Below are 24,586 nucleotides of genomic sequence, written 5' to 3'. Positions count from 1 at the left end.
GCGGGTATCGATGCCCGCTGCTCCTGTCAATCCGATCTGAAGGCGGAAACCGGCACTCATGCGTGGTGATGCAGAGGAGCCATGTGGACGACAAGCCTCGGCGCCCTACTGCGCCATGTCGAAGAACCGTGCGTAGTGTCCCTGGAACGCGACGACGATCGTGTCGGTCGGCCCGTTCCTGTGCTTCGCGACGATCATGTCTGCCTCGCCGGCGCGCGGCGACTCCTTCTCGTACATGTCCTCGCGGTGGAGCAGGATCACGACGTCGGCATCCTGCTCGATGGAGTTGTGGACAGCGATGCCGTTGGCGATGAAGTTGTGGGTACCGACGACGGTGGCATCGAAGACCTCCTGCTCACCGAGCGGCGTGATCTCCACGACCTCGTCCCAGAGCACGTCATTGACGGCCTCGATCTCGAGGCCTTCATCAGCGAGCAGGGTCGCCACGGCACCCATCGCCGGTGCTTCCGCGGAAGTGGCAGGCCCACCGATCGCGGTTTCCACGCTCGACCACACCGGCAGACGGGCGGCGTCCGTCGACCGAGCCGACTGGCGTGCGCGAACACGATCCAGGAGCGCTTCCGCGGGAGCGCCCTCGGGGCCATCGATACCGATCTCCTGCAGGAACCGTCGCAGGTCGTCGCTGCCAACGACGCTCAGCACTCCGCCATCGGTCACGACAGTCGAGATCCCGAACCGCAGCAGCAGCCGCGACAATCCGTCGCGAACCGCCGCGCTCGCAGCCACCGTCGACACACCGTGCTGGCCGACCCGACCCGCGCGCGACCACCATGCCCGCAAGAACCGAGCAAGTTGACTCTTCGGGACGTGGTGGATGGCCGCGGGAATCGCGGCGTCATGCTCCCGGTCGAGAACGAGTGCGCGCGCGCACGCCACGACCTTTTCGTCACTCCACCCCTGTTCGTACACCTCGGGTGCAGGGACGTGTCGGGGCACACCGATACGTGAGCCAGGCTCGAGATCCTCGAGTGGCGTCCAGCCCGGGTATGTGAGGAACGGGTGATTCGCCGTCGCGGTGACTTCCTTGCCCGAGGCAAGCCGGAGGCGGAAGGTCTCCTTCACACCGGTCGAGAACACGTGGGTCAGGTGGCGTCGCACGTACTTGAGGCGCTCATCCAGGGCCCACACCGGGACGTCCTTGGCGCCGGAAGCGAACAGCTCCCCCATCGTCGTCTCGGCGCCGGTGTCGGCACGCAGGATCCGGGTATCAGCCGTCAAGCAGCCCGATTCGCGAAGGTCGCTCATCTGCGGCTTCTTGTCGGTGCGCTGCTCGGAGCCACGGTTCAGCTGCGAGATCGCGATGACCGGGACCTCGAGCTCCTTGGCGAGCAGCTTGAGCGCACGCGAGAACTCCGAGACCTCCTGCTGGCGCGACTCGACGCGCTTGCCCGAGCTCATCAGCTGGAGGTAGTCGATGATCACGAGCTTGAGGTCGTGACGCTGCTTCAGCCGCCGGCACTTGGCGCGGATCTCCATCAACGACATGTTGGGGCTGTCGTCGACGAACAGCGGTGCGTCACTCAGCTTGCCCATCGTGCGTGCGAGGCGGGTCCAGTCCTCGTCGCGCATGTTGCCCTTGCGCAGGTTCTGCAGCGGCACCTGCGACTCCGCGCTGAGCATGCGCATCGCGATCTCGTTGCGGCTCATCTCCAGCGAGAAGATCACCGACGTCTGACCGTTCTTGATCGACGCCGAACGGGCGATGTCGAGTCCCAGGGTCGACTTGCCCACGGCCGGCCTGGCCGCCACCACGATCATCTGGCCGGGGTGCAGGCCGTTGGTCAAGGTGTCGAGATCCTTGAACCCGGTGGGGACGCCGATCATCCCCTCGCCACGGTGGGAGGCGGCGTCGATCTCCTCCATCGTGCCGTTGAGGATGTCCTTGAGCGGGATGTAGTCCTCGCTCGTGCGCCGCTCCGTCACGGCGTAGACCTCGGCCTGCGCGGTGTTCACGAGCTCGTCGACGTCACCACCATCGGTGGCGTACCCGAGCTGTGCGATGCGCGTGCCGGCATCGACCAGCTTGCGCAGCACCGCACGCTCCCGCACGATCCGCGCGTAGAAGCCCGCGTTCGCCGCCGTGGGGACCGAGCTGATCAAGGTGTGCAGGTAGGGCGCCCCACCGATGCGGGCCAGCTCGCCGCGCTTGGTCAGCTCAGCCGAGACCGTGACGGCGTCAGCAGGCTCGCCGCGCCCGTACAGGTCCACGATCGCGTCGTAGATCGACTCGTGCGCCGGTCGGTAGAAGTCGGTGCCGCGCACCGTCTCGACCACATCCGCGATCGCATCCTTGCTCAGCATCATGCCGCCGAGAACACTCTGCTCGGCCGCGACATCCTGCGGCGGGGTGCGCTCGAAGTTCCCCTGCGGAGCCAGTTCTGCCACGCTCACGTCAGCTGCCTCCGCGCCCTCATCGTCGTCCTCTCCCCCATCGCCCTCAGGCTCTCAGCCACCACTGACATCCCGCGCCGCAGCATCGGCAAGACCCCTTCGGAGCCCTCACCGTCGACGGCACCCGCGCGACGCTAGCGCCCTCCGCCAGCCGCCGTCGACCCAGCCGATCCACACGCACCTGGGGAGAAGCATCCCCAACCTGTGGAGTCCGTGTGGACAGTTGTCCACAGGGTCTCTCAACAGGTGTGAACAACGCCGTCAGCGCCCGGATCACGCCCCTTCACAGGCTGTGGACGCCGCCTGGAACAAGGCCCGTGGACAACTCCCGCGACACACCTTGCGACACGCCGGGCCGACGGCGGAGGCGGTCCGGGCGGCCGGCTCACCTCGTCGCGCCGCCACCGTCGCCCGAGACCACTGACAGGGGCCCCTCCTCGGGACCGGGGATCTCGAACCCGTCGTAGTAGGCAGCGGCCAGCTCCGGGGTCAGCACGATGTCGTGCGCGTGCGAGCCGGCACGTGACGCGACGCGCGCCAGCGCCACCTCCCGCGGCGTCGACACGAACACCACCTCGACGACGGCGCCGCGCTCGGCACCGAGCCGCCGATACTCCTCCCGCGAGGCGCGCGTCGGGAAGGCTCTGTCCACCACGACGTCGTGCCCCCGGTCGAGCAGCGCACCCACCCGTGCTGCCAGCTCGACCGCCGCGCGGGCGGCGGCGCGCTCGGGCACAGGGTGCTCGGTGCAGCCCTGTTCCCAGAGCAGGTCGTCGATCGCCACCCGCGTGCAGCCCTCCGCCTCGAGCGCCTGCGCATGAGTCGACTTCCCCGCCCCCGCCGGCCCGCACATGAGCACCAGCCGCGGGCTGCTGCCGGGAGTGTCCGAGGTGTCCGTCATCGTCGGCACGTTACCGGGCGGTGCGCCCGGACGAGACACCCTGCAAGCGATGTAGACGAAGGACTAGCACATCTGTTCGTGCATGGTGTAGTGTCATCGTATGGACCAGGTGGCCGAGGTCGGCGAGCACGCGGCAGATGCTGTGGCTCTGCTCGCTCGTGCCCACGACGCACTGGCAGCCGCGGCACACGGCTCCGGCTCGTTGTCCGCTCTTGACGCCACGCAGCTCATGGCTGCGGCGGAGCACGCCGCTGCGGTCGTGCGCCTCGCCGACGCGGTGATCGTGCGGACCGTGCACGCGGTGGAGGAGCAGTGCAGACGCGCCGAGCCCGACCGGTCGGTCGCCTGCACGTACGGCTTCCGCGATGCCGCAGCCCTGCTGATGTCCCTGACCGGAGCGAGCCGTCGCACACTCATTCGATGGCGGCATGTCGCGGCAGCAACCACCCCACGAGGCGTCGGTTCGACCGGGCTTCTCCCGCCGCTGTTCCCGCGCATGGCATCGGCATTCGCCGCAGGAACGGTCAGCCTCGACCAGTCGCTGGTGATCCGCCAGCATCTGCTCCAGGCCTCGCCGCGAGCACACCCGGACGCTCTCGATGCAGCCGAACGTGCACTGGTCGCCGCGGCTGTCGGATCCCCCATGGATGAGGATCTGCACGACGACGAGGCGACGGCACCCGAGCGCGAGCCCCAGCTTCCGCTGTCACCCGAGCTGCTCGGTGTGCAGGCGCGCGCCTGGCGCGATGCGATCGATCCCGATGGCCCCGAACCCACCTACGAGGAGCAGCGTCGCGAACGCTCCTTCACCCTCGGTCGCCGCACCGATGGCATGTGGGTCGGGAAGCTCCTGCTGCCGCCGGACCAAGGAGAAGCGCTCCGGCTTGCGCTCGACGCCCACAACGCGCCCCGCACACCGATCCGGTACGGCGACGGGGACGGGGACGGGGACCCGAGCACTCCCGCCGGCGGAAGTCCGACCACGGCCGTTGACGAACCAGGCGCCGGCCTCCACCGCCACGGTCGCCTTGACGATCGCAGCACGGCCCAGCGACAGGCTGACACGCTCGTCGGGCTGATCACCCGAGCGATGGAGCTCGCCGATGCCCCGCGCATCGGCGGCGAGGCCGCCACGCTGGTGGTCACCATCAGCGAGTCCGAGCTCGCCGAGCACGCCCGCACAGGCGCAGGAGTCGCCCGGCTCGACCAGAGCGGAGAGCAGATCCCGGCCCACGTGGCCGGCCGCATCCTCTGCGACGGGCACATCCAGGCGTGTCTCCTCAACGATGACGGCCTCCCGCTCAAGCTGGGCCGAGCCCGCCGCTCCCACACGCCCCACCAGCGCCGCGCGATCCTCACCGCCTACCCCGGTGGGTGCCAGAACCCGGGCTGTCATGCGCCGCCCGGTTTTACGGAGATCCACCATCCGGTCTGGTGGTCGCAGGGCGGGGAGACCGATGTCGAGAACGGCATCCCGCTCTGCCAGCACTGCCACATCGAGCTGCACGCCGGCCGGCTGCGGTGCGTCCGCGACGGCAAGGGTCGCTGGCTCGTCGTTCCGTCCGTGCGGCTGCGCGGCCGTCTCACGGGCACCGCCTAGGACTCTCGGGACACGAGCCGGAACTCGCCGACCACCCGGCCGTCGCTGCCGCTCCCTCGTGGACCAGGCGCGGCACGTGAAGGCCCGCGCTCGCACGCGGCGGCCGCAGCCACCGGTGACCGGACACCGGTCACCTACCGCCAGCCGCCGGTCGCCGGTCACCGGCCGCCGGTCGCCGGTCGCCGGGACCCTGCCGGGTGCGCCACGATGACGACATGACGAGCGGCGGGAGCGTGAGCGAGCCCCAGCAGGCGCGCCGGTTACTCGACCGGCGGATCTTCGGGCTCGCGTGGCCGGCGCTCGGAGCGCTGGTCGCGGAACCGCTGTTCGTCCTCGTGGACTCCGCCGTGGTCGGGCGCCTCGGCACCCCGCAGCTCGCGGGCCTCACGCTCGCGAGCACGGTCCTGGTGACCCTGGTCGCCGTCTTCGTGTTCCTCGCCTACGCGACCACCGCGGCCGTCGCCCGCCGCCTGGGCGCGAACGACGCCCAGGGAGCGCTCGCCGTCGGGGTCGACGGCGTCTGGCTCGCCCTGATCCTCGGCGTCGTGCTCACGATCCTCGGCCTCACACTCGCACCGGAGGTGATCACCCTCCTCGGCGGCTCCGATGACGTCGCACCCCACGCGATCGCCTACCTGCGCTGGTCGGCACCCGGCATCCCCGGCATGCTCGTCGTGCTCGCGGCCACCGGCGCGTTGCGCGGCCTGCAGGACACCCGCACCCCGTTCGTCGTGGCCGTCACCGGCGCGATCACCAACGCGGTGCTGTGCGTCACCTTCGTCTACGGGTTCGACATGGGCATCGCCGGCTCGGGCCTGTCGACGGCGATCGCCCAGATCGGCATGGCGCTCGCCCTGCTCGTGGTCCTCGTCAAGGGTGCACGGGCGCGCGGCGTCTCGCTACGGCCGCACCCCACCGGCATCCTCGCCAACTTCCGCGCCGGGATCCCGCTGCTGGTGCGCACCCTGACGCTGCGCGGCGCCATCCTCGTCACGGTGCTCGTGGCGACCTCGAAGGGTGACGCCGCGCTGGCCGCGCACCAGATCGTCATCTCGATCTGGAACCTGGTGGCCTTCGTGCTCGATGCGCTCGCCATCGCCGCGCAAGCGCTGATCGGGCACGGGCTGGGCGCGCAGGACCCCGACGGCGTCCGCGCCATCACCCGGCGCACACTCTGGTGGGGCACGATCGCCGGGGCGGTCATCGGTGTCCTGGTGGCCGCCTCCGGATGGCTGATCACGCCGCTGTTCAGCACCGACCCCGCCGTGCGCCGAGCCGCCGCCCTCGCGCTGCTCATCACCGGGCTGCTCACACCGATCGCCGGCTGGGTGTTCGTGCTCGACGGCGTCCTCATCGGCGCCGGCGACGGCCGCTACCTGGCCTGGGCCGGGCTCATCACGCTGGTCGCGTACGTCCCGCTGGCGCTCGCGGTGCGAGCCTGGGCGCCCGAAGGTGCAGCGGGCCTCGCGTGGCTCTGGGTCGCCTTCGCGGGCGGCTTCATGCTCGCCCGCGCCGTCACCACCGGCCTTCGCGCCCGCGGCACCCGGTGGATGGTCGTCGGGACCTGACCGCGGATCTCACCTGCCGAAGTCGGCTCCGGCGCTCACGGTGAACCCACCGTCGACGGCGAGCAGCTGGCCGGTGATCCACGCCGCCTCGGGCGAGGCGAGGAAGGCGATGGCGGCGGCGATCTCCTCGGGCTCACCCACCCGGCCGAGCGGGTAGTTGTGCGCGTGCCGATCGGCCCCGCCCTGGTGGTCCCACACCCGCGTGCGCACGGTCCCCGGTGCGACGGCGTTGACCCGGATCTGCGGCGCGTACCGCATCGCGAGGTTGATCGTGAGCGACCCCAGCCCGGCCTTGGCCGAGGAGTACGCCTCGCTCCGCAGCGCCATCAGACCGTTGACCGAGGACGTGATCACGATCGCTGCCCGCTCCGACTTCTTCAGCAGCGGGATCGCCGCCCGGCACATCCGCACGGTGCCGAGGAAGTTGAGGTTCCACATGCGCTCGAACACGGCATCGTCGCCGTCCTCGAACGCCGGCTCCGCCTCGCCTGCCCCCGCCACGTTGCACAGCACATCGAGGCGGCCGAACCTGTGCTCGACGGCGGCAGCCGCCTCGGCCACCGAGGTCGCCTCTGTCAGGTCGACCTGGAAGGCTGCGTGCTCGTTGCCGTGCTCGCGCGGGAGGGCGGCGACCACCTCCTCGGCCGCCTCGCCGTCGAGATCCAGGACCGCCACCGACGCACCCTCGGAGGCCAGCCGGGTCGCCACTGCTGCACCGATGCCGTGCGCCGCGCCCGTGACCGCCGCGATCGCACCAGAGAACCTCGCTGTCATGACAGCATCATCCTCCCTCTGGCCACGGGCGCTAATCTGGACGTCACTGTTCGGGAAGAGGGGGCGCGAGATGCAGACGACCCGGCCGATGCGCGCCGACGCACGCCGCAACATCGAGGCGATCATCGAGGCCGCCACGAACCTCCTCGCCACGGACCCCGACGCCTCGATCAACGACATCGCCGCCGCAGCCGGAGTAGGGCGGGTGACGCTCTACGGGCACTTCGAGAACCGCGCCGCACTCCTGAACGTGGTGACCGAGCGCGCCATCGGCGAGACCGAGGCGGCGCTCGGCGAGATCGACCTCGCTGGCGACCCGCGGGACGCGCTCGGCCGGGTGCTCGAGGCCACCTGGCACCTGACCCACCGGTTCGGTGCGCTGGTGGTGGCCGCCGGGCAATCGCTCTCGCCCGAGGCGATGCGGCGTGCGCACACCCAGCCCGCCGCCCGCATCGCCGACCTCCTGCGCCGGGGCCGCGACGCCGGCGAGTTCCGCAGCGATCAGCCACTCGAGTGGCAGATCAGCACCATCCAGGCGATCGTGCACGCGGCGTCGGCGGCCGTGCACCGTGGCGAGATCGCCGCCGACGACGCGCCGCTGCTCGTTCGCGACACCGCCCTGGCGGCTGTCGGGGCGTAACGCGCGCGGCCCAGCAGCCTCAGCCCTTCCGCACCCGGTACCGCACGTGGAGCGCCTCCCGCCCGGGCTGCGCCCGCACGAGCTCGAGCTCCACCTGCGCGGCCGGGAGGTCGTCGAACAGCCGCCGCCCCTGCCCGAGCAGCACCGGGACGACGTGCAGCTGGATCTCGTCGAGCTCGCCTACGGCCAGGAGCCGCGGCGCGACCCCGGCGCCATGCACGAGCACGCCCCGCTCGCCGGCCGCCGCTCGCGCCTGCCCGACGGCGGCACGCACATCGGGCGTGTACGTCACCCTGGTCATGTCGGCGTACTCGGGCGGGGCAGGGTGCCGGCTGATGATGAAGATGGGCACGCCGTCGTGGTGATCGCCGCCCCAGCCCTGCGCGGGCTCGAACGTGCCGCGACCGGCGATCACCGCACCGGTGGACATCATCTCGGCGTAGACCTCGCGGTCGGCGGGCTCGAGATCTCCGAGGCGGCGGTCGTCGAACGAGCCGTCGGGACCGAGCAGCCACTCGTGCAGACGCGTGCCGCCGTCGCCGAGGCCGTTGTCGTTGCTTACGTGGGGCCCGGCGACGAAGCCGTCGAGCGAGATGGACATGTCGAGGGTCGTGGTGGCCATCGGATGCCCCGTCACTCGGCCAGTGGGGCGCGGTCCAGCACCGTCGGCGCGTACTCGAGCAGCTGGAGCCGACCGTCGAAGAGCCGGTGCTCCACGAGGTCGAGCCGGACGTCCGGGTAGCCCCCGAACACGGCATCCGCGCCGGTGGCCCCCGTGATCACCGGGAAGATCACGGTACGGATGCGGTCGACCAGCCCGGCTGCCACCAACGACCGGCACAGCGAGACGCTCCCGAGCGTCCGCAGCGGCAGCTCGGAGGACTGCTTGAGCTCGCGCACCGCGTCAACCGCGTCGGTCCTCACGAGCGTGGTGTTGGCCCAGTCCGCGCTCTCGATCGTTGACGAGAACACGACCTTCGGCATCGCGTCCATCGCCTCGGTGCCGGGCTCGCCACCCTTCACCAGGTCGTGCATCACCCGGTACGTGGTGGCTCCCATCAGCACCGGATAGTCCCTCTCGGGAGAGTCCTCGAGCCATCCCAGGTACTCGGGGCCCTCCATCCCCCAGAAGCCGGGCCAACCCTCGGCGGCGCCGTAGCCGTCGAGCGACATGATGAAGTCCACGGTCAGGGTTTGCATGGTGTGCTCCTCCTGGTCGACGTCGCTTAAACCGTATACGAGCGTTCGACTTCAGGGAAGAGACCGTCTGGCGGGACCGCCCTCACCCCTGACCGACCGGTACAGTCTTCCACGTACCGAACTGCTAACTCCGTATCACGGAAGAGAGTCCGAACCTCGGTATCATCGACTGCGGGGCTGACAGCTTGGCCGACCGGGAGGATCACGTGACCATCGCCAGAACGCCAGCTCCCATCGATGCTCTGCTCGCGCAGCTTCGTGCCGAGATCGTCGGCCCGATGCTCACCGCACCGAGTGCTCTTGAGCCCTATCGTCGTGACCGCGCCGCGGACCCGAACGCCGGCACCCCGCTGGCGGTGGTCCGCGCGCAATCGGTGGCCGACGTCCAGACCGTCCTCAGGTTCGCGTCGGAGCACACGATCGCTGTCATCCCCCGCGGCGCCGGCAGCGGGCTGTCCGGCGGGTCGTCCGCCGTCGACGGTGCGATCATCCTCAGCACCGAGGACATGCGCGGCATCGCCGTCGACCCGATCACCATGACCGTCACTGCCGGTCCGGGCGTCATGAACGCCGAGCTGAAGGCCGCCGCCGCCGAGCACGGGCTGTGGTACCCGCCCGACCCGGCCTCGTTCGAGTTCTGCAGCATCGGCGGCAACGTGGCCACCAACGCCGGCGGGCTGTGCTGCGTCAAGTACGGCGTCACCCGCGACTACGTGCTCGGCATGACCGTGGTGCTCGCCGACGGCTCGGTCGTGGAGCTGGGCGGCCGCCTGATCAAGGATGTCGCGGGACTGCCGCTCATGCAGCTGTTCATCGGCAGCGAGGGCACGCTCGGCGTGATCGTGTCGGTGACCCTGCGGCTCCGAGCCGCACCACCGCCGTCGAGCACCGTGCTGGTGACGTTCGATGACATCGACGCCGCCGGTGCGGCCGTGCTGGCGCTCGCGCGCACGGGCCGGCTGTCGATGCTGGAGCTCATGGACCGCACCACGGTCGAGTGCGTGGAGCGCCTGCACGCCGGCGGGCTTGACACCACGGCCGCCGCGACCCTCATCGTGCAGTCGGACGAGCCGGGCGAGGCCGGCCAGGCCGCCCTGGCCGCGGCCGCAGAGATCTGCTCCGCGGGCGGCTGCGTGAGCGTGAGGCAAGCCGCGTCTGTCGAGGAGGGCGAGCGCTGGACGACGCTGCGGCGGGTGGCGATCCCCTCCGTCGAGGCGGCGGCGGGTTCGCTGCTGCTGGGCGATGTGGGTGTCCCGCTGCCGAGCCTCGGAGCGCTCATGGCCGGGATCGAGAGCATCTCGCGGGAGTCCGGCGTCCCGATCGCGCTCATCGCGCACGCGGGCGATGGCAACACCCACCCGCTGGTCATGCGAGACACCACCAGCGCCGAGGCCATCGCCCGCGCCGACGCCGCCTACGGACGAGTCATGGACCTCGCGATCGCGCTCGACGGCACCATCACCGGCGAGCACGGCGTCGGCCGCCTCAAGCAGCCGTGGCTGGCCGCGAACGTGGGCGACGACGTCGTGCGCCTCAACGAGGCCGTCAAGGCGGCGCTCGACCCGCAGCGGATCCTCAACCCCGGAGCCGCGTTCTAGGAGCCACCGCGACGGCGGGCGGGAACCCCCGCGGGCGGCCGCTATCGTGAAGAACGATGCTGTCGAACTGGAAGCGCCGCCGCGCAGCTCGGCGCCTCAAGCCGGGAGACGGTCACCCTCTTCAGCGCTTCCGCTGGTGGCAGCCGCTGTCCCGCGCGCTGTTCCACCTCTCGCTCACCGGCGCCGACGGCGTGCCGGAGACGTGGTCGGTCGACGTGAGACTCTGGGGCGACTCGAACGGCGAGGTCATCGCGCAGCTCTATCGCAACGGCGTGCACCAGGCCAGCTCCAAGCTTCCGGCCGAGTTCCCCGTGACGGGCGGCACCGTGCAGGTGGTTGCCAGTGGCTACGGACTCAAGCGCTGCCACTACCTGCCCGAGAGCGGTCAGGAACGACAGCTCATTCCGGATGCGGCATCGGCCGAAGGCCGACGTGCGCGCCTGGAACGGGAGAGGCCCGCGCTGAGCCGGGTGATCGGCTTCGTGTCCGTGACCGTGCTCGTGGTCGCGCTCGTTCTCGGTTTGCCGCAGCTCGTCGAGCAGGTCTCCACGATCCCGCCGGTCGCCGAGAACCTGGGCACCTTCGCTTCCCCGTTCCAGCTTCCGGGATGGTTCAACATCTCGCTGGTGGTGGCGACCCTGGTCGCCAGCACCGAACGGGCGCTCCGGCTGCGATACCACTGGCTGCTCGACGGCGGCATCTTCGACGGCGGGGACGGCTAGGGGCCCGCAGCCCCTGCACCGCGCAGGGCTGGCACAGCCGCGGCACGCGAAAGGCCCGGTCCCCTGCGGAACCGGGCCTTTGCGCCGTCGCGCCTCGACCTACTTGGCCGGGACTACCTGGACCTCGAGGGTCGCGGAGACGTCGTCGTGGAGACGGACCGACACCTGGTGCGAGCCGAGCGACTTGATCGGGTTCTTGACCTCGATCTTGCGGCGGTCGACCTGCACGCCACCGGCAGCGGCGACAGCCTCGGCGATGTCACTCGTGGTGACAGCGCCGAACAGGCGGCCGGACTCGCCGGAGCGGACCTGAACGATGACCGGCTTGCTCTGCAGCGAGTCACGCGCGGCGCGCGCGCCCTCGATCGTGGCGATCTCGCGCTTGCGGCGAGCCGCCTGGATCGCGTCGATCTGCTTCTGCGCGCCCTTGGTCCAACCGGTGGCGAGGCCGCGCGGGAGGAGGTAGTTGCGGGCGTAGCCGTCCTTGACCTCGATGACATCGCCCGGCGCACCGAGCCCCGTCACCTCGTGGGTGAGGATGAGCTTCGTCGTCATGATGTCTGCCCCTTCCTCAGCGGCCCGAGCCGGAGTACGGCAGCAGCGCCATCTCGCGGGCGTTCTTCACGGCCTTCGCGATCAGTCGCTGCTCCTGCACGTTGACGCCCGTGACCCGACGCGCGCGGATCTTGCCGCGGTCGGAGATGAACTTCCGCAGGGTGGCGGTGTCCTTGTAGTTGATGCCGTTCTCGAGAACGGGGCGCTTGACCGGCTTCACCTTCTTGATGACCGGCTTGCGAGTGTTCCTCGCCATGGTTGATCTCCTCGTGCTGCGCGCCCAGGTGGGCGCGGAATGTTCTTAGAAGGGGGGCTCGTCGGAGAACGACGAACCGCTGCTGGCCCACGGGTCTTCGGCCTGTGAGGCATTGCTGCCGCCACCTTGGCCGCCGCCCTGGCCGCCGCCGTAGCCGCCGCCACCGCTGTTGCCGCCACCGGAGTAGCCACCGCCACCGCCGTAGCTACCGCCGCCACCCTGGCCGCCACCACGCTGACTGCGCGTGACCTTGGCCGTGGCGTACCGCAGCGAAGGAGCCACCTCGTCGACCTGAAGCTCGACGACGGTGCGCTTCTCGCCCTCGCGGGTCTCGTACGAACGCTGGACCAGCCGGCCCTGCACGATCACACGGGTGCCCTTGGTGAGGGACTCGGCCACGTTCTCGGCCGCCTCGCGCCAGACCGAGCAGCGCATGAACAGCGTGTCGCCGTCCTTCCACTCGTTGGACTGGCGGTCGAACTGCCGCGGCGTGGACGCGACGGTGAAGTTCGCGACCGCGGCGCCGGAGGGCGTGAAACGCAGCTCCGGGTCGGCGGTCAGGTTTCCGACGACGGTGATGACGGTGTCGCCTGCCATATCGGTGCCTCCTGCTGTGTGGTCGGGCTCAGGCCGTCAGCTGGCCTTGGCCTTGGCTGCGCGCAGCTTGGGCTGGCGGTGGGCGTCGGGGCGGATGAGCTTGGTGCGCAGCACCGACTCGTTCAGCCCCAGCTGGCGGTCGAGCTCCTGGGCAAGCTCGGGCGTGGCCGTCAGGTCGACGACGGCATAGATGCCTTCGGTGCGCTTGTCGATCTCGAAAGCCAGGCGGCGCTTGCCCCAGATGTCGACCTTGTCGACGGTGCCACCACCGGTGGTGATGACGGAGAGGAACTTCTCCAGGGAGGGTGCGACGGTGCGCTCGTCCACCTCGGGGTCGAGGATGATCATCAGTTCGTACTGACGCATGTGTGTACCCACCTCCTTCGGTCTAGGCGGTCACGGTCTTTCCGTGACAGGAGGGTTGTGCATGCTTGAAGAGTGTTCGGTCGCCTCCCGCAGGTGCGTTCGGCAGACACAAACCACCAGATCTTAGCCGATGCCCGACGGCGTCACTGACCACGCCGTTGCCGGCGTCACCTCGCCCTTGGCCCGACCGCACCGCGACGAGTTCGTCGCTCATCGGCGGGTTCGTTGGGAGTACCCGACGAACTGGGCGGGGAGCAACGAACTCGGCGAGCTGGAGCCTACGGGTCGGGGATGGGCAGACCGAGGCCGTCGGTCTGCCCATCGGTCGGCTCGTCCGTGGGTTCCGTGGTCGTCGGCTCCTCCGTGGGCTCGTCCGTAGGTTCATCGGTCGGCTCGGTCGGGGGTTCCGTCGTCGTCGGGTCGTCGGTGGGCTCCGGCGGCGGGGTCGTCGTCGGTTCCTCCGTCGTGGGCTCCTCCGTCGTCGGCTCCTCGGTGGTCGGCTCCTCGGTGGTGGGCTCCTCCGTCGTCGGCTCTTGGGTGGGCTGGCGGCTCGGGGTCTCGGGCTCGCTCCGCTGCGGGAACTCGAGCACGGGCAGGCCTTCGACGGCTCCGGTCATGTAGTCGGTCCAGATCGTCGTCGGCCAGGTGCCACCGGCGATCGGGTCCACGCCACCGAAGGGCGTCAGCACCTCCTCGGTGCCGTCCTCACCCGGCTGGTAGAGCGCGACCGCCGTCGTGAGCTGCGGGACGAAGCCCACGAACCATGCGGAGCGGTAGTCCTGCGACGAGCCGGTCTTGCCGGCCGCGGGACGGCCGATCTGGCTCGCGGTCTCACCGGTGCCGTGCTCGACGACCTGGGTCATCGCATAGGTCGCATCGGCGATGACCTGCTCGTCGACCACCTGCTCGCCCGGGCGGGCGCCGCTGTAGACGACCGCGCCCGTGGCGTCGGTCGCCTCCGCCACGATGTAGCTCTGGTGCCGCTCGCCGCCCGCAGCGATCGTCGAGTAGGCGGTCACCATGTCGAGGGGGTGCGGCGAGGCCGAGCCGAGCACGTTCGAGGCGACGGCCTCCAGGCCGGAGGTGTCCTCCGGGAGCCCGAGGCGGGTGGCGACGTCGACCGTGTTCTCCGGGCCCACCTCGCAGTTCATCTGCACGTAGACCGTGTTGACCGAGTTCTCGGTCGCCTCGACGAGGTCGATGTTGCCCCGGTTGATCCGGTCGAAGTTGCGGACCTCCTTGTCGCCGTAGCACTCCAGCTCCATGGGCGAGTAGCTGGCGAACCGCTCCTCGAGCGGCATCCCGCTCTCGAGCGCGGCGATCAGCGTGAAGGGTTTGAAGGTCGAGCCGCCCTGGGCGACGTCCTGGGTCACCCTGTTGCGCGATTCGCTGACGAAGTCCGGCCCGCCGTACAGGGAGACGATCGCCCCGGTGGTCGGGTCCATCGAGACGAGCGCGACCTTGAGGTTCTCGGGGGCGTCGTCGGGCAGGCTCTGGGCCGCCTCGACGGCGAGCTCCTGCAGGCGCGGGTCGATCGTCGTGACGATGTCGAGCCCGCCGCCGTAGACGTCGGCCTCGCTGATCTCCCCCCGCTCGATCAGCTCGGTGCGGACCATGTCGAGCAGGTACCCGTTGGGTCCACCCAGGGTGTTGCTCGAGTCGGTCTCCACCGTCGTCGGGAGCTCCTGCTGCTGGCGCTCTTCCTCGGTGAGGAAGCCACCGCTGACCATGAAGTCGAGCGTGCGGTTCCAGCGCGCCTCGGCCTGCTCGGGATCGACCGCCGGGTCCCATCGAGAGGGCGAGGGGATGACGCCGGCCAGCATCGCCGACTCGCTGACGGTCAGCTCGGCGGCAGGCTTGCCGAAGTACGCCTGCGAGGCAGCCTCGATGCCGTAGGCGCCGCGGCCGAAGTAGATCGTGTTCAGGTAGTTGCCGAGGATCTCTTCCTTGCTCTGCGACCGGTCGATCTTGAGCGCGAGGATGACCTCGCGCACCTTGTCGCCGTAGCCGGAGGTCTGCCCGGTGTAGTACCGCTCGACGTACTGCTGGGTCAGCGTGGAGCCACCCTGCGTGGGGTTGCCGCGCACGTTGTTCCAGATCGCGCGCAGCAGGCCGATCGGGTCGATGCCGGAGTTGGAGTAGAACCGCCGGTCCTCGGACGCCACCACCGCCTGGCCCACGTGCTCGGGCAGCGTGGTCGGGTCGATGATGTCCCTGTTGACCTCGGCGAACGAGCCCATCTGGGTCTCGCCGTCGGCGAAGTAGACCGCGCTCGACTCTGCGAGAGCGATGTCCTGCGCCTCCGGCACGTCGGTGGTGGCGTAGAAGTAGAAGAACACGCCGGCGCCGAGCACGAAGACGCTCAGCGCCGAGACGAGCATGAACCGCCAGCTCGGCAGCCAGCGGTGGATCGGGCCCTTGCCACGGCGCGGGTAGTTCCAGAAGCGCTTCTTCCCAGCCGGACCCGTGCTGCCGCCCTTCTTCGAGGCGGCCTTCCGCGTGGCTGGCTTCGATGCCGTCGTCGACCGGGTCGACGATGCCGCGCCGGTGCCCCGGCGGGTCGACGTGACGCTGCGGCGGGTGGGGCCGGTCGGCTTGCGCTCAGACGGCACGCGGTCTCGCTCTCGACGAAGGATGGTGGTTGGCCAGGGTGCGGCCGATCCCAGTATGCGCACCTCGAGCGGCCGCCGCACCGAGCATCCCAGCAACCTTCACACGATCCGCGCCCGCGCTGCGGCGCACGCCACACCGTGACCGGGGAGCGTCCACCGTGCCCGAACGCGTGCCGGATCGTGTAGTTCTATGGACACATGACCAAGCTGCGCATCGCCGTCGTCATCGGGAGCACCCGGCCGGGCCGCAAGGGAGAGGCGGTGGGCCGATGGGTCCATGAGCTCGCCCAGGGCCGCGAGGGCGCCGACTACGAGCTGGTCGACCTCAAGGCCTTCGACCTGCCGCTGCTGTGCGAGCCGACGGTGCCCGGCTCGGCGAACCGGCAGTACGAGGTGCCGCAGACGCGCGAGTGGAGCGCCACCATCGACCGGTTCGACGGCTTCGTGTGGGTCACCCCCGAGTACAACCACGGGGTGCCGGCGGCGATGAAGAACGCCCTCGACGTGCTGTACCCGGAGTGGGGCTTCAAGGGCTTCGGCATCGTCTCCTACGGCTCCGACGGCGGCACCCGCGCCACCGAGCACTGGCGCGGCATCATCGCCAACGTGATGGGAACCGTGGTGCGACACCAGGTCGCGCTGTACGAGTTCCTCGACTGGGACGACGACGGCACGTTCGCGCCCCTGGAGCGCCGCCCCGAGGAGCTGAGGAACCTGCTCGACCTGCTGGAGGAGACCACGCTGGCGCTCGCGCCGCTCCGGGCGTGAGCCACAGCCGCTGAGTGCGCACATCCCGGGTGAGTGCGCACTCCGCGCGGTGCGCTCTCGCCGTCGATGTGCGCACTCACTCCCGCCGGGCCTGATCGCCGACGGCGGCATGTTCAGTTCTGTTCAGATAGGTGCGGTCTCGTTGAGGCGGTGCCACCATCGATCGAACCTGTCGCCGCCAAGGAGGTTCGTGATGAGGTCGAGGTCGATGCGCACCCGTGTGCGCTCCGCGCTGGCGAGCCTGGTCGCGGCCGCGCTGATCGGCGGCGCCGCCACCGCGGTCGCCGCTCCCGCCGAGGCCGCCGATGTGCCGGTCATCACCAACCCCTCCTTCGGCGACGTGGGCACGAACGGCATCCCCGCGGGGTGGGGCACCTGGAGACCTGCGGGCACCGCCACCGTGACGGTCGACCAGGACGCCGGCCCGACCGGCGGGCCTGCGGTCGCGATCACCTCGGTCTCCGGTCCCGATGCACGGCTCGCGCTCACGCAGCGGATCGACATCGACGCCTCGATCGCCCGCGAGCTCACGCTCACCGGCTGGGTGCGCGGTGACGGCCTCACCGGTGGCTTCAGCATGCTGCGCGTGCAGGCCTACGACAGCGCCGGCAAGGTCGTGCTCCCGGTGCGCGCCGGGCCGTATGTAACCGGCACCTTCGACTGGCGGACGTACTCGACCGGCCTCGTGCTGCCCGAGACCGCCGCACGGATCTCCATCGAGCCGATGCTCGACCGTGCGGGCGGCACCGTGTGGTTCGCCGACCTGACCATCACCGAGACGGTCGGGGCGTCGGCCACGCTCACGGCGTCACCGAGCGCGCGCGGCCCGGTCGAGCTCACCTGGAGCTTCGAGGACGACGCCGCCGACCGGTACGCCATCTACCGCGCCGAGGGCTCCGCTGCGCCGCCGGCGAGCACCGGCAACCTGCTCAAGCACGCACTGGCACCCACCACGGCGGATGCCACCGCCGCGCCGGGCACCACCTACACCTATCTCGTGCAGGCGCTCGATGCCGACGGCTCGGTGCTCGAGACGACCCCACCGGCCACGACCACGACCGCGGCCACGTTCGCGGACCGCACCGTCCTCAGCCTCGTCACCGCCCTGCAGCAGGGCGACGCCACGCACGTGAGCTGGGCAGTGGCCGACGGCGACCCCACCAGCGAGCTGAGCGTCCAGGTGGGCGAGCTCGCCCCGGTGCCGGTGACCGGCTACCAGGGCAGTGTCGAGACACCCGGGGCCGCGCCGGGTTCCGTGGTCGTGCTCCGCTCGGGCGGCACCGAGCTGGCGCGAGCCGTCGTCGGCGCGGAGCAGCACCCGCGCACGCTCGTCGACGCCGACGTCGTCGCCCGCATCCAGGCCGACCTCGCCAGCGGCGCCCCGACGGTCGGCGGCGCGTGGGACGCGCTGATCGCACGCCTCGACGGCACCGGCGCCGCCTACCCGGGTTCGGCGACCGAGCTCTACCGCGCCCGCGACGCGGCGTTCGCGTACGCGGTCACGCACGATCCCGCGTACGCGCAGACGGCCTATGACGCCGTCATGGCCGGCGCGGACTGGATCGTCGCCCGCGAGACCAACATGGGTCTGGAGCTGGGCCGCGGGGCGCTCAACCTCGCGCCCGCCTACGACCTGGCCCACGCGGGCTGGACCGAGCAGCAGCGCGCCGACGTGCGTGACCTCATGACGCGGACCACCGACCTGCTCTCGACCTATCACCATGACACGCTCGACGGCGCCGACCGCGCCTCCAACTGGGTGGCCGTCACGCACGGCACCGAGCTCGCGCTGCTGCTGGCCGCACGCGGTGACGGCGACTTCGGCACCCACGACGAGCGGATCACCTACCTGATCAACCAGGTGACGCGCCATCTGCAGGAGGGGTACACGGAGACCGGCTGGACCCAGGAGGGCTGGGACTACTTCCACTACGCGCAGCTGTACCTGTTCCCGTCCCTGCTCATGGCCCACGACGCGGGCGTGCTCGCGCTCGACGCCCCGCTCGCCGCCGTCGACTTCTGGAACCTGACCCTGCACGTGGTCAGCTCGCGAGCGGATGCCGACGTGCTCCAGTTCGGCGTCTCCGGGCCGAGCAAGCAGGTCAGCGGCACCTTCCCGCTGCTGTTCCCCACCGCGCCGGCGGACGCCCTGCCTGGGCTCGTGCACCTGTACGACCAGCTGCAGGGCGTCGACTCCGCCGCCGCACCGTTCGACGACGTGCACAGCATGTTCGCGGTCCTCTACTACCCGGAGGGCGTCAGCGGCGACCCGGCCGATCTCAGCGCGGCGGCTGCTCGCACCGCGCTGCTCGATGACGAGGCGGGCTTCTACGCGTTCCGTTCTGAGCTCGCCGACGTCGACGACACCCTGATCTCGACGTCGAACCGCAACGTGCAGCACAAGGGCTGGTCGGCAGCCGAGACGTTCGCGCTGTCGTGGATGAGCCACGACACGTCCTGGGCGCTGCAGGGCGGCAAGGTCCACGACCCGCTGCTGTGGAGCAAGCCGCTCGTCGACGGCGAGCTCGAGCAGTACGTGAACCAGTACGAGACCGTGCGCGGCGAGGGGGTCACGCTCGCGTCCCGATCCTTCGAGGACCAGGGCGGTGGCTACGTCCACCTGGACGGCTCGGCCAACTTCGAGGTCCGGGCGGCGGAGCGCGAGCAGGTCGTCGACCTCGCCCCGGGTGGGGCGGCTGAGGCGATCGTCGCGATCCACGACACCTTCGCCGACGACGAGTCCCACGACTGGGACTGGCAGCTGCGCCCTGAGGACTCGGTGGCGATCGCCACGTTCCCGGACAGCGCGCCCGGTGAGCCGCTGTTCACGTTCACGAATCCCGACGGCGCCACGCTCTCCGGGTTCGTCCCCGATCGCGAGGGGCTGCAGGTGCAGGTCATCGACCACACCCTGCGGCTCACCCGCACCGGGCAGTCTGCTGAGTTCCGGATCGTGCTCGCCACGTCCGAGGCCGGACCGCTCACCGCCGAGGTCGTCGACGGGGTCATCTACCTCGACGGCCGCGTCATCGACCTGGCGGACCTCGGCGCGGTCGAGGATGGTTTCCCGGCCGACGACGACGGCGCGACGCAGCCCCCCGCCGTCGGCGTGCTGAGCAGTGACAACGGCTGGGACACCGGGCTCCGCGACGGTGACTACACGATCACGATGAACCTGTGGTGGGGCAGCAACGCCAGCCGGGTCCACCTGTACGAGGACGGCACGCTGATCGCGTCCGAGCACGTGCAGGCCGGCACGCCGGACGCGCAGCAGGTCGGGTTCCCGATCACGGGACGGATCGACGGCAGCTACGTGTACGCGGCCGAGCTGATCAACAGCGCAGGCCGGACGACGACGGCGCCGCTCACCGTCAAGGTCACCGACGCCGCCCCGGGGGTACCCGTGCTCAGCCACGACAACAGGGACGGCGACGGCACGTTCACCGTCACAGCCGACCTGTGGTGGGGCACGAACGCGGACAGCTACCGGCTGTTCCAGGGCGAGGACCTCGTGGCCGAGGGCGATCTGGTCGCCGCGACCCCGTCGCACCAGCGCATGACCTACCGCGCCGATGCGCTACCGGCGGGCAGCTACGTGTACCGCGTCGAGTGGATCAACGAGGCGGGGACCACGGAGTCGGCGCCGATCACCGTGCGGGTGCGCTGAGAAGGGTCGGGGCGCGCGTCCCTTGCGTGCATGGGTGATCGGGTTGCGCACAATGTGCGCATGCTCTCTGCCGAGCGGCGTGCCCAGCTCCTGCGCGAGCTCCGGGTGCACGGCGCTGTCCGCACCGAGGAGTTCGCGGTCCGTGTCGCGGCATCGGGCATGACCATCCGGCGCGACCTCGCCGATCTCGAGGCAGCCGGGCTTCTGCGGCGCGTGCACGGCGGCGCCGTGGCCGCCGGCGAGCGCGTGGCCCTGTCGCGCACGAGCGCACCGGTCGCGACGATCGGGATGGTGGTGCCGTCGGCGACGTACTACTTCCCCGACGTGATCCGGGGCGCGCGCGCCGCTCTCGGCGAGGCCGGGGCGCGACTGGTCCTCGCGGTCTCCGACTACGCGCCCGACCGCGAGCGCGAGCAGATCGGGCGGCTGCTCGCGCGGGGCGTCGACGGCCTGCTGGTCACGCCGTCGGCCCATGCGGCTGACGACGCAGCCACGTACGAGCTGCTGGCCTCGGCCGCGCCGCCGGTCGTGGTGCTCGAGCGCAGCCTCGACGGCTCGCCCTGGCACGGGGCGCTGGACTCGGTGCGGTGCGATCACGAGGTCGGCGGCGTGCTGGCCGCCGAGCATCTGCTGGCGAGCGGGTGCTCGCGCGTGGTGGTGGCCACCCGCACGGGCCCGACCGCACCGCTGGTCCGCGCCGGTGTCGCCCGGGCGCTCACCGGAGCGGGACTCGGGGCCGAGGAGCTGGGACTTCCCGACGCCGACGCCCCGCCGGCCGCGCAGCAGCGGGTGCTGCAGGAGCTCGTGCGGCGGTGCACCGCACGTGAGGTCGACGGCGTCGTGGTGCTCCCGGACGAGGTGGCCATCGGCCTGGTGGACATCGCCGAGGACGCCGGTGTGCGCATCCCGGAGGACCTGGCGATCGTGGCCTACGACGACGAGGTCGCCGCGCTGTGCGCGACACCGCTGACCGCGGTCGCACCACCGCGCTACGAGGTCGGCGAGGCAGGCGCGCAGCTGTGCCTGCAGCGCGTGCTGTCCCGGATGCGCGGCGGCGCCACCCGCGCCTGGTCGAGCCTCGAGCTCTCCCCTGAGCTCAGGGTCCGCACGCCCACCCGCGCCTGATCAGCCGGTCGCACGGCACCCTCCGCCGTGAGATCGCACATCCACGGTGAGATCGCACGTCGCAAAGGTCGATCTCACCGTGCCGGTGCGATCTCACGCCTCGCCCTGGCGCAACCCGTCTGACGTGACATATGTTGACTTTGTCAGCTTGAGGATGTATCAATTCGATATATCCGCTCGACATCTGGTCGAGCGTGCCCAACGATCTGGTGACGATGCGCGCACGATCCGACGTCCTCGAGCTGGCCATCCTCGGCCAACTGCAGGACTCACCCCTGCACGGGTACGAGCTGCGCAAGCGGCTCAACGCCACGCTGGGGCTCGTGCGTGCACTGTCGTACGGCTCGCTGTACCCGGCTCTGAAGAACCTGACCGCGGCCGGCCACATCGAGGCGATCGACACGGCCGATCTCCCGCACGCGCTCGCCGGGAAGCGGACGCGGATCGTCTACCAGCTCACGGCCGAGGGCAAGGAACGCCTGGCGAGCACCCTCGGCAGCGCCGGCCCGGACTCCTGGGAGGACGAGCACTTCGACGTGCGGTTCTCGCTGTTCGACGCCGTCGGGCCCGAGGTCCGGCTACGGATCCTCGAGGGCCGGCGGATGCGGATGCTCGAGCGCCGCGAGGGCATGCGGCAGCACATGCAGGCGGGCCGCGAGCGCCGCGACGCGTGGACACTCGAGCTGCAGCGCCACGGCCTCGAGCAGATCGATCGCGAGGTGCACTGGCTCGAGGACCTCATCACCCACGAGCGCCGGAACACCACCGACTCACAGCAAACGACATCACCTGCCAACCCGACCTCACCCACCCACCCGGCGGCTACGCCGTCGGACACCACCAAGGAGTAGACGCAGAATGGGTTCCATCCGAGTCGCCATCGCGGGCGTGGGCAACTGCGCCGCCTCGCTCGTCCAGGGCGTGCACTTCTACGCCGACGCCGACCCGCGTGCCAAGGTCCCCGGCCTCATGCACGTGGAGTTCGGCCAGTACCACGTGCGTGACATCGAGTTCGTGGCGGCGTTCGACGTCGACGCCAAGAAGGTCGGGTTCGACCTGTCGGAGGCGATCGCCTCGAGCGAGAACAACACGATCAAGATCGCGGACGTGCCGCCGCTGAACGTGCCGGTGCAGCGCGGCCACACGCTCGACGGTCTGGGCAAGTACTACCGCGAGACCATCACCGAGTCCGACGCCGAGCCGGTCGACGTGGCGCAGGCGCTGCGCGACGCGAAGGCCGACGTGCTGATCTGCTACCTGCCGGTCGGGTCCGAGGACGCGGCGAAGCACTACGCGCAGGCAGCGATCGACGCGGGCGTCGCGTTCGTCAACGCGCTCCCGGTGTTCATCGCGGGCACGCCCGAGTGGGCGGAGAAGTTCCGCGCGGCCGGGGTGCCGATCGTCGGCGACGACATCAAGTCCCAGGTCGGCGCGACGATCACGCACCGCGTGCTGGCGAAGCTGTTCGAGGACCGCGGCGTGGTGCTGGACCGCACGTACCAGCTGAACGTCGGCGGCAACATGGACTTCAAGAACATGCTCGAGCGCGACCGGCTGGAGTCCAAGAAGCTCTCCAAGACCCAGGCCGTCACCTCGAACCTCCACGACGGCCCGCTGGCGGGGAAGAAGGAGGACCGCAACGTCCACATCGGGCCGAGCGACTACGTGGCGTGGCTCGACGACCGCAAGTGGGCGTACGTGCGCCTCGAGGGCCGTGCGTTCGGAGAGGTGCCGCTCAACCTCGAGTACAAGCTCGAGGTGTGGGACTCCCCCAACTCCGCCGGCATCATCATCGACGCGCTGCGCGCAGCCAAGATCGCGAAGGACCGCGGCATCGGCGGCCCGATCCTGAGCGCGTCGAGCTACTTCATGAAGTCGCCCCCCGAGCAGTACGACGACGAGACCGCCCGCGCCAAGGTCGAGGCCTTCATCCGCGGCGAGGAGTAGCGCCAGGACCGGCTCAGGCTCAGTCGCGCGAGGGGAAGATCCCCTGAAGGGCGATGCACCAGTTCGCGACCAGGTACGGCGGTCGGTTCTCGTGCGGCTGGCCGCCGCCGTTCGGCTGCACCATGGCGGGCGACATCGACTGGCTCGCGCTCGTGCCGTAGGCAGCACCACCGGTCGCGACCGCCGGCAGGTTTCCGGACGGAGACTTGGAGGTGGCGGCGGTGGCGGCTGCGACGCCGTGCCCGTGCGGGGGCATCTGCGAGGACAGCAGGGTCACCTGCTCCTGCCCTCCCACCTGTCCGATCGAGTAGGGGGACAGACCCGGGCCCTGGCCCTGGCCGAGCGGCGCCCGTCCGCGCAGGTCCGGGAGGCCGAACGTGGTCTGCCCGTCACCGCCGTAGTAGGTGCCGAGCAGCGAGAACAGCGCCGAGTTCTGAGCAATCGAGAGCAGCTGACCGTTGCAGATCGCCCAGCCGCGCGGGGCGAAGCTGAAACCGAACAGCTGGATGGTTCCGAGGTAGACCTCCACGGCCTGAGCTCCTGTCGTTGAGTCGTGTGTGATGGGGGTAGGGCGTCAGGGGGTCAGAGCAACCCGGTGCTCGGAGACGGGACGGCGGTCGACGTGCATCACGGCCACGGCGCCGTCGTCGCCGTCGACGAGGTGAAGCCCGACGCCTGTCACCCGCGCTCCCGGCAGCAGCACGTCGACCAAGCCGCTCTCGAGCAGCGCCCGGGCGTCGCTGTCCAGCAGGAACCGCGCGGCGAAGGCGTGCGGATGGCCGGCGGGAGCCTGCAGGAGGTCGTCGACTCGGTCGAGCGTGCCGGTGACCACCCCCTCGACACCGAGGACGCGGATCGCAGCGCCGACCGCCGCCTCGAGCACGCCGCGGCGGACGGCACCGATGCCGATCGCAGCGGGCGAGGCCGCGCTCGCGGTGACCAAGGCACCTGCGGTCAGGGGCAGCAGCACAGCAGCGAGCCCTCCTCGCAGCACCACACGCCGTCCGACCCCGACCATGACTCTCGCTCCTGTCGCGGCGGCGCGACATCCCGAGGGATCGCCACGTACGACCCCGACGTGGCGCACACTAGTGCCGTCGACGCCCTTCGCGCCACGTCCGTGGGTCGAGATGCGAGTCCGAGTGCTGAAATGTCACAAAGCGGTCTCAATACCTGGCTGCCGGCGCTCAACCGTGGCGCGCCGCGCTCGCGAACCGCGAGGATGTGCGCTGCCTGCGCGTGCGCGCAGGGTGGTGCACCTGGGGTCGATGGCGGTCC

General features: G+C 70.5%; 22 protein-coding genes. 10 read left to right on the top strand and 12 right to left on the bottom strand.

Annotated elements, in window-relative coordinates:
- Positions 1-105 precede the first annotated feature (105 nt).
- Positions 106-2,412 (bottom strand): replicative DNA helicase, encoded by a 2,307-nt coding sequence (locus GPA03_RS21760; protein WP_156254165.1) that lies wholly within the window; start codon positions 2,410-2,412, stop codon positions 106-108.
- Between the two features lie 385 nt (positions 2,413-2,797).
- On the bottom strand, positions 2,798-3,313 hold the full coding sequence (locus tag GPA03_RS21755) for a P-loop nucleotide/nucleoside kinase family protein (RefSeq protein ID WP_156254164.1): 516 nt from the start codon (positions 3,311-3,313) through the stop codon (positions 2,798-2,800).
- A gap of 100 nt (positions 3,314-3,413) precedes the next feature.
- Here GPA03_RS21755 and GPA03_RS21750 point away from each other — a divergent pair, with 100 nt between their 5' ends.
- Positions 3,414-4,913, top strand: coding sequence for an HNH endonuclease signature motif containing protein (locus GPA03_RS21750; protein WP_156254163.1), 1,500 nt, complete (start codon positions 3,414-3,416; stop codon positions 4,911-4,913).
- 215 nt (positions 4,914-5,128) lie between these two features.
- A complete protein-coding gene (locus tag GPA03_RS21745) occupies positions 5,129-6,481 on the top strand; it encodes an MATE family efflux transporter (protein ID WP_156254162.1) in 1,353 nt (450 codons plus the stop codon).
- 9 nt (positions 6,482-6,490) lie between these two features.
- On the opposite strand, the gene GPA03_RS21740 is transcribed toward GPA03_RS21745, so the two are convergent.
- Entirely contained in the window at positions 6,491-7,255 is a 765-nt protein-coding gene (locus tag GPA03_RS21740) for an SDR family NAD(P)-dependent oxidoreductase (RefSeq protein WP_156254161.1), read from the bottom strand.
- A 70-nt stretch (positions 7,256-7,325) separates the two neighbouring features.
- On the opposite strand from GPA03_RS21740, the gene GPA03_RS21735 reads away from it, so the two are divergent.
- The gene (locus tag GPA03_RS21735; RefSeq protein ID WP_156254160.1) at positions 7,326-7,895 is read left to right on the top strand and encodes a TetR/AcrR family transcriptional regulator; all 570 of its coding nucleotides are present in this window, start codon (positions 7,326-7,328) and stop codon (positions 7,893-7,895) included.
- Between the two features lie 19 nt (positions 7,896-7,914).
- On the opposite strand, the gene GPA03_RS21730 is transcribed toward GPA03_RS21735, so the two are convergent.
- Positions 7,915-8,517: a dihydrofolate reductase family protein gene (locus GPA03_RS21730; RefSeq protein WP_156254159.1), complete on the bottom strand. Its 603-nt coding sequence runs from the start codon at positions 8,515-8,517 to the stop codon at positions 7,915-7,917.
- Positions 8,518-8,528: 11 nt separating this feature from the next.
- Positions 8,529-9,095, bottom strand: a complete 567-nt coding sequence (locus GPA03_RS21725) for a dihydrofolate reductase family protein (RefSeq protein WP_156254158.1) — start codon at positions 9,093-9,095, stop codon at positions 8,529-8,531.
- Between the two features lie 206 nt (positions 9,096-9,301).
- Between GPA03_RS21725 and GPA03_RS21720 the strand changes: the two genes are divergently transcribed.
- Together GPA03_RS21720 and GPA03_RS21715 are read left to right on the top strand one after the other, a co-directional pair.
- Entirely contained in the window at positions 9,302-10,693 is a 1,392-nt protein-coding gene (locus tag GPA03_RS21720; protein WP_241681441.1) for an FAD-binding oxidoreductase, read from the top strand.
- Between the two features lie 56 nt (positions 10,694-10,749).
- Positions 10,750-11,415: a hypothetical protein gene (locus GPA03_RS21715; protein WP_156254157.1), complete on the top strand. Its 666-nt coding sequence runs from the start codon at positions 10,750-10,752 to the stop codon at positions 11,413-11,415.
- Positions 11,416-11,514: 99 nt separating this feature from the next.
- Here GPA03_RS21715 and rplI read toward each other — a convergent pair whose 3' ends face one another.
- The 5 genes from rplI to GPA03_RS21690 all read right to left on the bottom strand — a co-directional run bounded on the left by rplI (position 11,515) and on the right by GPA03_RS21690 (position 15,801).
- Complete coding sequence (gene rplI / locus GPA03_RS21710; RefSeq protein WP_156254156.1) at positions 11,515-11,970, bottom strand: 50S ribosomal protein L9; 456 nt, start codon at positions 11,968-11,970, stop codon at positions 11,515-11,517.
- A 16-nt stretch (positions 11,971-11,986) separates the two neighbouring features.
- Complete coding sequence (rpsR, locus tag GPA03_RS21705) at positions 11,987-12,226, bottom strand: 30S ribosomal protein S18 (RefSeq protein WP_156254155.1); 240 nt, start codon at positions 12,224-12,226, stop codon at positions 11,987-11,989.
- 45 nt (positions 12,227-12,271) lie between these two features.
- Positions 12,272-12,823 carry a single-stranded DNA-binding protein gene (locus tag GPA03_RS21700; RefSeq protein ID WP_156254154.1) on the bottom strand — a complete coding sequence of 184 codons (552 nt, stop codon included), beginning with the start codon at positions 12,821-12,823 and terminating at the stop codon, positions 12,272-12,274.
- 36 nt (positions 12,824-12,859) lie between these two features.
- Entirely contained in the window at positions 12,860-13,189 is a 330-nt protein-coding gene (gene rpsF / locus GPA03_RS21695; RefSeq protein ID WP_156254153.1) for a 30S ribosomal protein S6, read from the bottom strand.
- 278 nt (positions 13,190-13,467) lie between these two features.
- On the bottom strand, positions 13,468-15,801 hold the full coding sequence (locus GPA03_RS21690) for a transglycosylase domain-containing protein (protein ID WP_156254152.1): 2,334 nt from the start codon (positions 15,799-15,801) through the stop codon (positions 13,468-13,470).
- A gap of 198 nt (positions 15,802-15,999) precedes the next feature.
- Between GPA03_RS21690 and GPA03_RS21685 the strand changes: the two genes are divergently transcribed.
- From GPA03_RS21685 to GPA03_RS21665, 5 genes are all read left to right on the top strand, one after another.
- Positions 16,000-16,569, top strand: coding sequence for an NADPH-dependent FMN reductase (locus GPA03_RS21685; protein WP_338325743.1), 570 nt, complete (start codon positions 16,000-16,002; stop codon positions 16,567-16,569).
- Between the two features lie 193 nt (positions 16,570-16,762).
- A complete protein-coding gene (locus GPA03_RS21680) occupies positions 16,763-20,236 on the top strand; it encodes an early set domain-containing protein (protein WP_156254151.1) in 3,474 nt (1,157 codons plus the stop codon).
- Between the two features lie 60 nt (positions 20,237-20,296).
- Entirely contained in the window at positions 20,297-21,361 is a 1,065-nt protein-coding gene (locus GPA03_RS21675) for a substrate-binding domain-containing protein (protein ID WP_162458467.1), read from the top strand.
- Between the two features lie 215 nt (positions 21,362-21,576).
- The gene (locus GPA03_RS21670; RefSeq protein WP_156254149.1) at positions 21,577-22,212 is read left to right on the top strand and encodes a PadR family transcriptional regulator; all 636 of its coding nucleotides are present in this window, start codon (positions 21,577-21,579) and stop codon (positions 22,210-22,212) included.
- A 7-nt stretch (positions 22,213-22,219) separates the two neighbouring features.
- Positions 22,220-23,308: an inositol-3-phosphate synthase gene (locus GPA03_RS21665; RefSeq protein ID WP_156254148.1), complete on the top strand. Its 1,089-nt coding sequence runs from the start codon at positions 22,220-22,222 to the stop codon at positions 23,306-23,308.
- 19 nt (positions 23,309-23,327) lie between these two features.
- Here GPA03_RS21665 and GPA03_RS21660 read toward each other — a convergent pair whose 3' ends face one another.
- Together GPA03_RS21660 and GPA03_RS21655 are read right to left on the bottom strand one after the other, a co-directional pair.
- Entirely contained in the window at positions 23,328-23,837 is a 510-nt protein-coding gene (locus tag GPA03_RS21660) for a phage tail protein (RefSeq protein ID WP_156254147.1), read from the bottom strand.
- Between the two features lie 45 nt (positions 23,838-23,882).
- Complete coding sequence (locus GPA03_RS21655; RefSeq protein WP_156254146.1) at positions 23,883-24,326, bottom strand: hypothetical protein; 444 nt, start codon at positions 24,324-24,326, stop codon at positions 23,883-23,885.
- Positions 24,327-24,586 lie beyond the last annotated feature (260 nt).

It is taken from the genome of Pseudactinotalea terrae (assembly GCF_009733845.1).
Taxonomy (GTDB): Bacteria; Actinomycetota; Actinomycetes; order Actinomycetales; family Beutenbergiaceae; genus Pseudactinotalea; species Pseudactinotalea terrae.
This window is presented reverse-complemented; position numbering and strand designations above follow the sequence as displayed.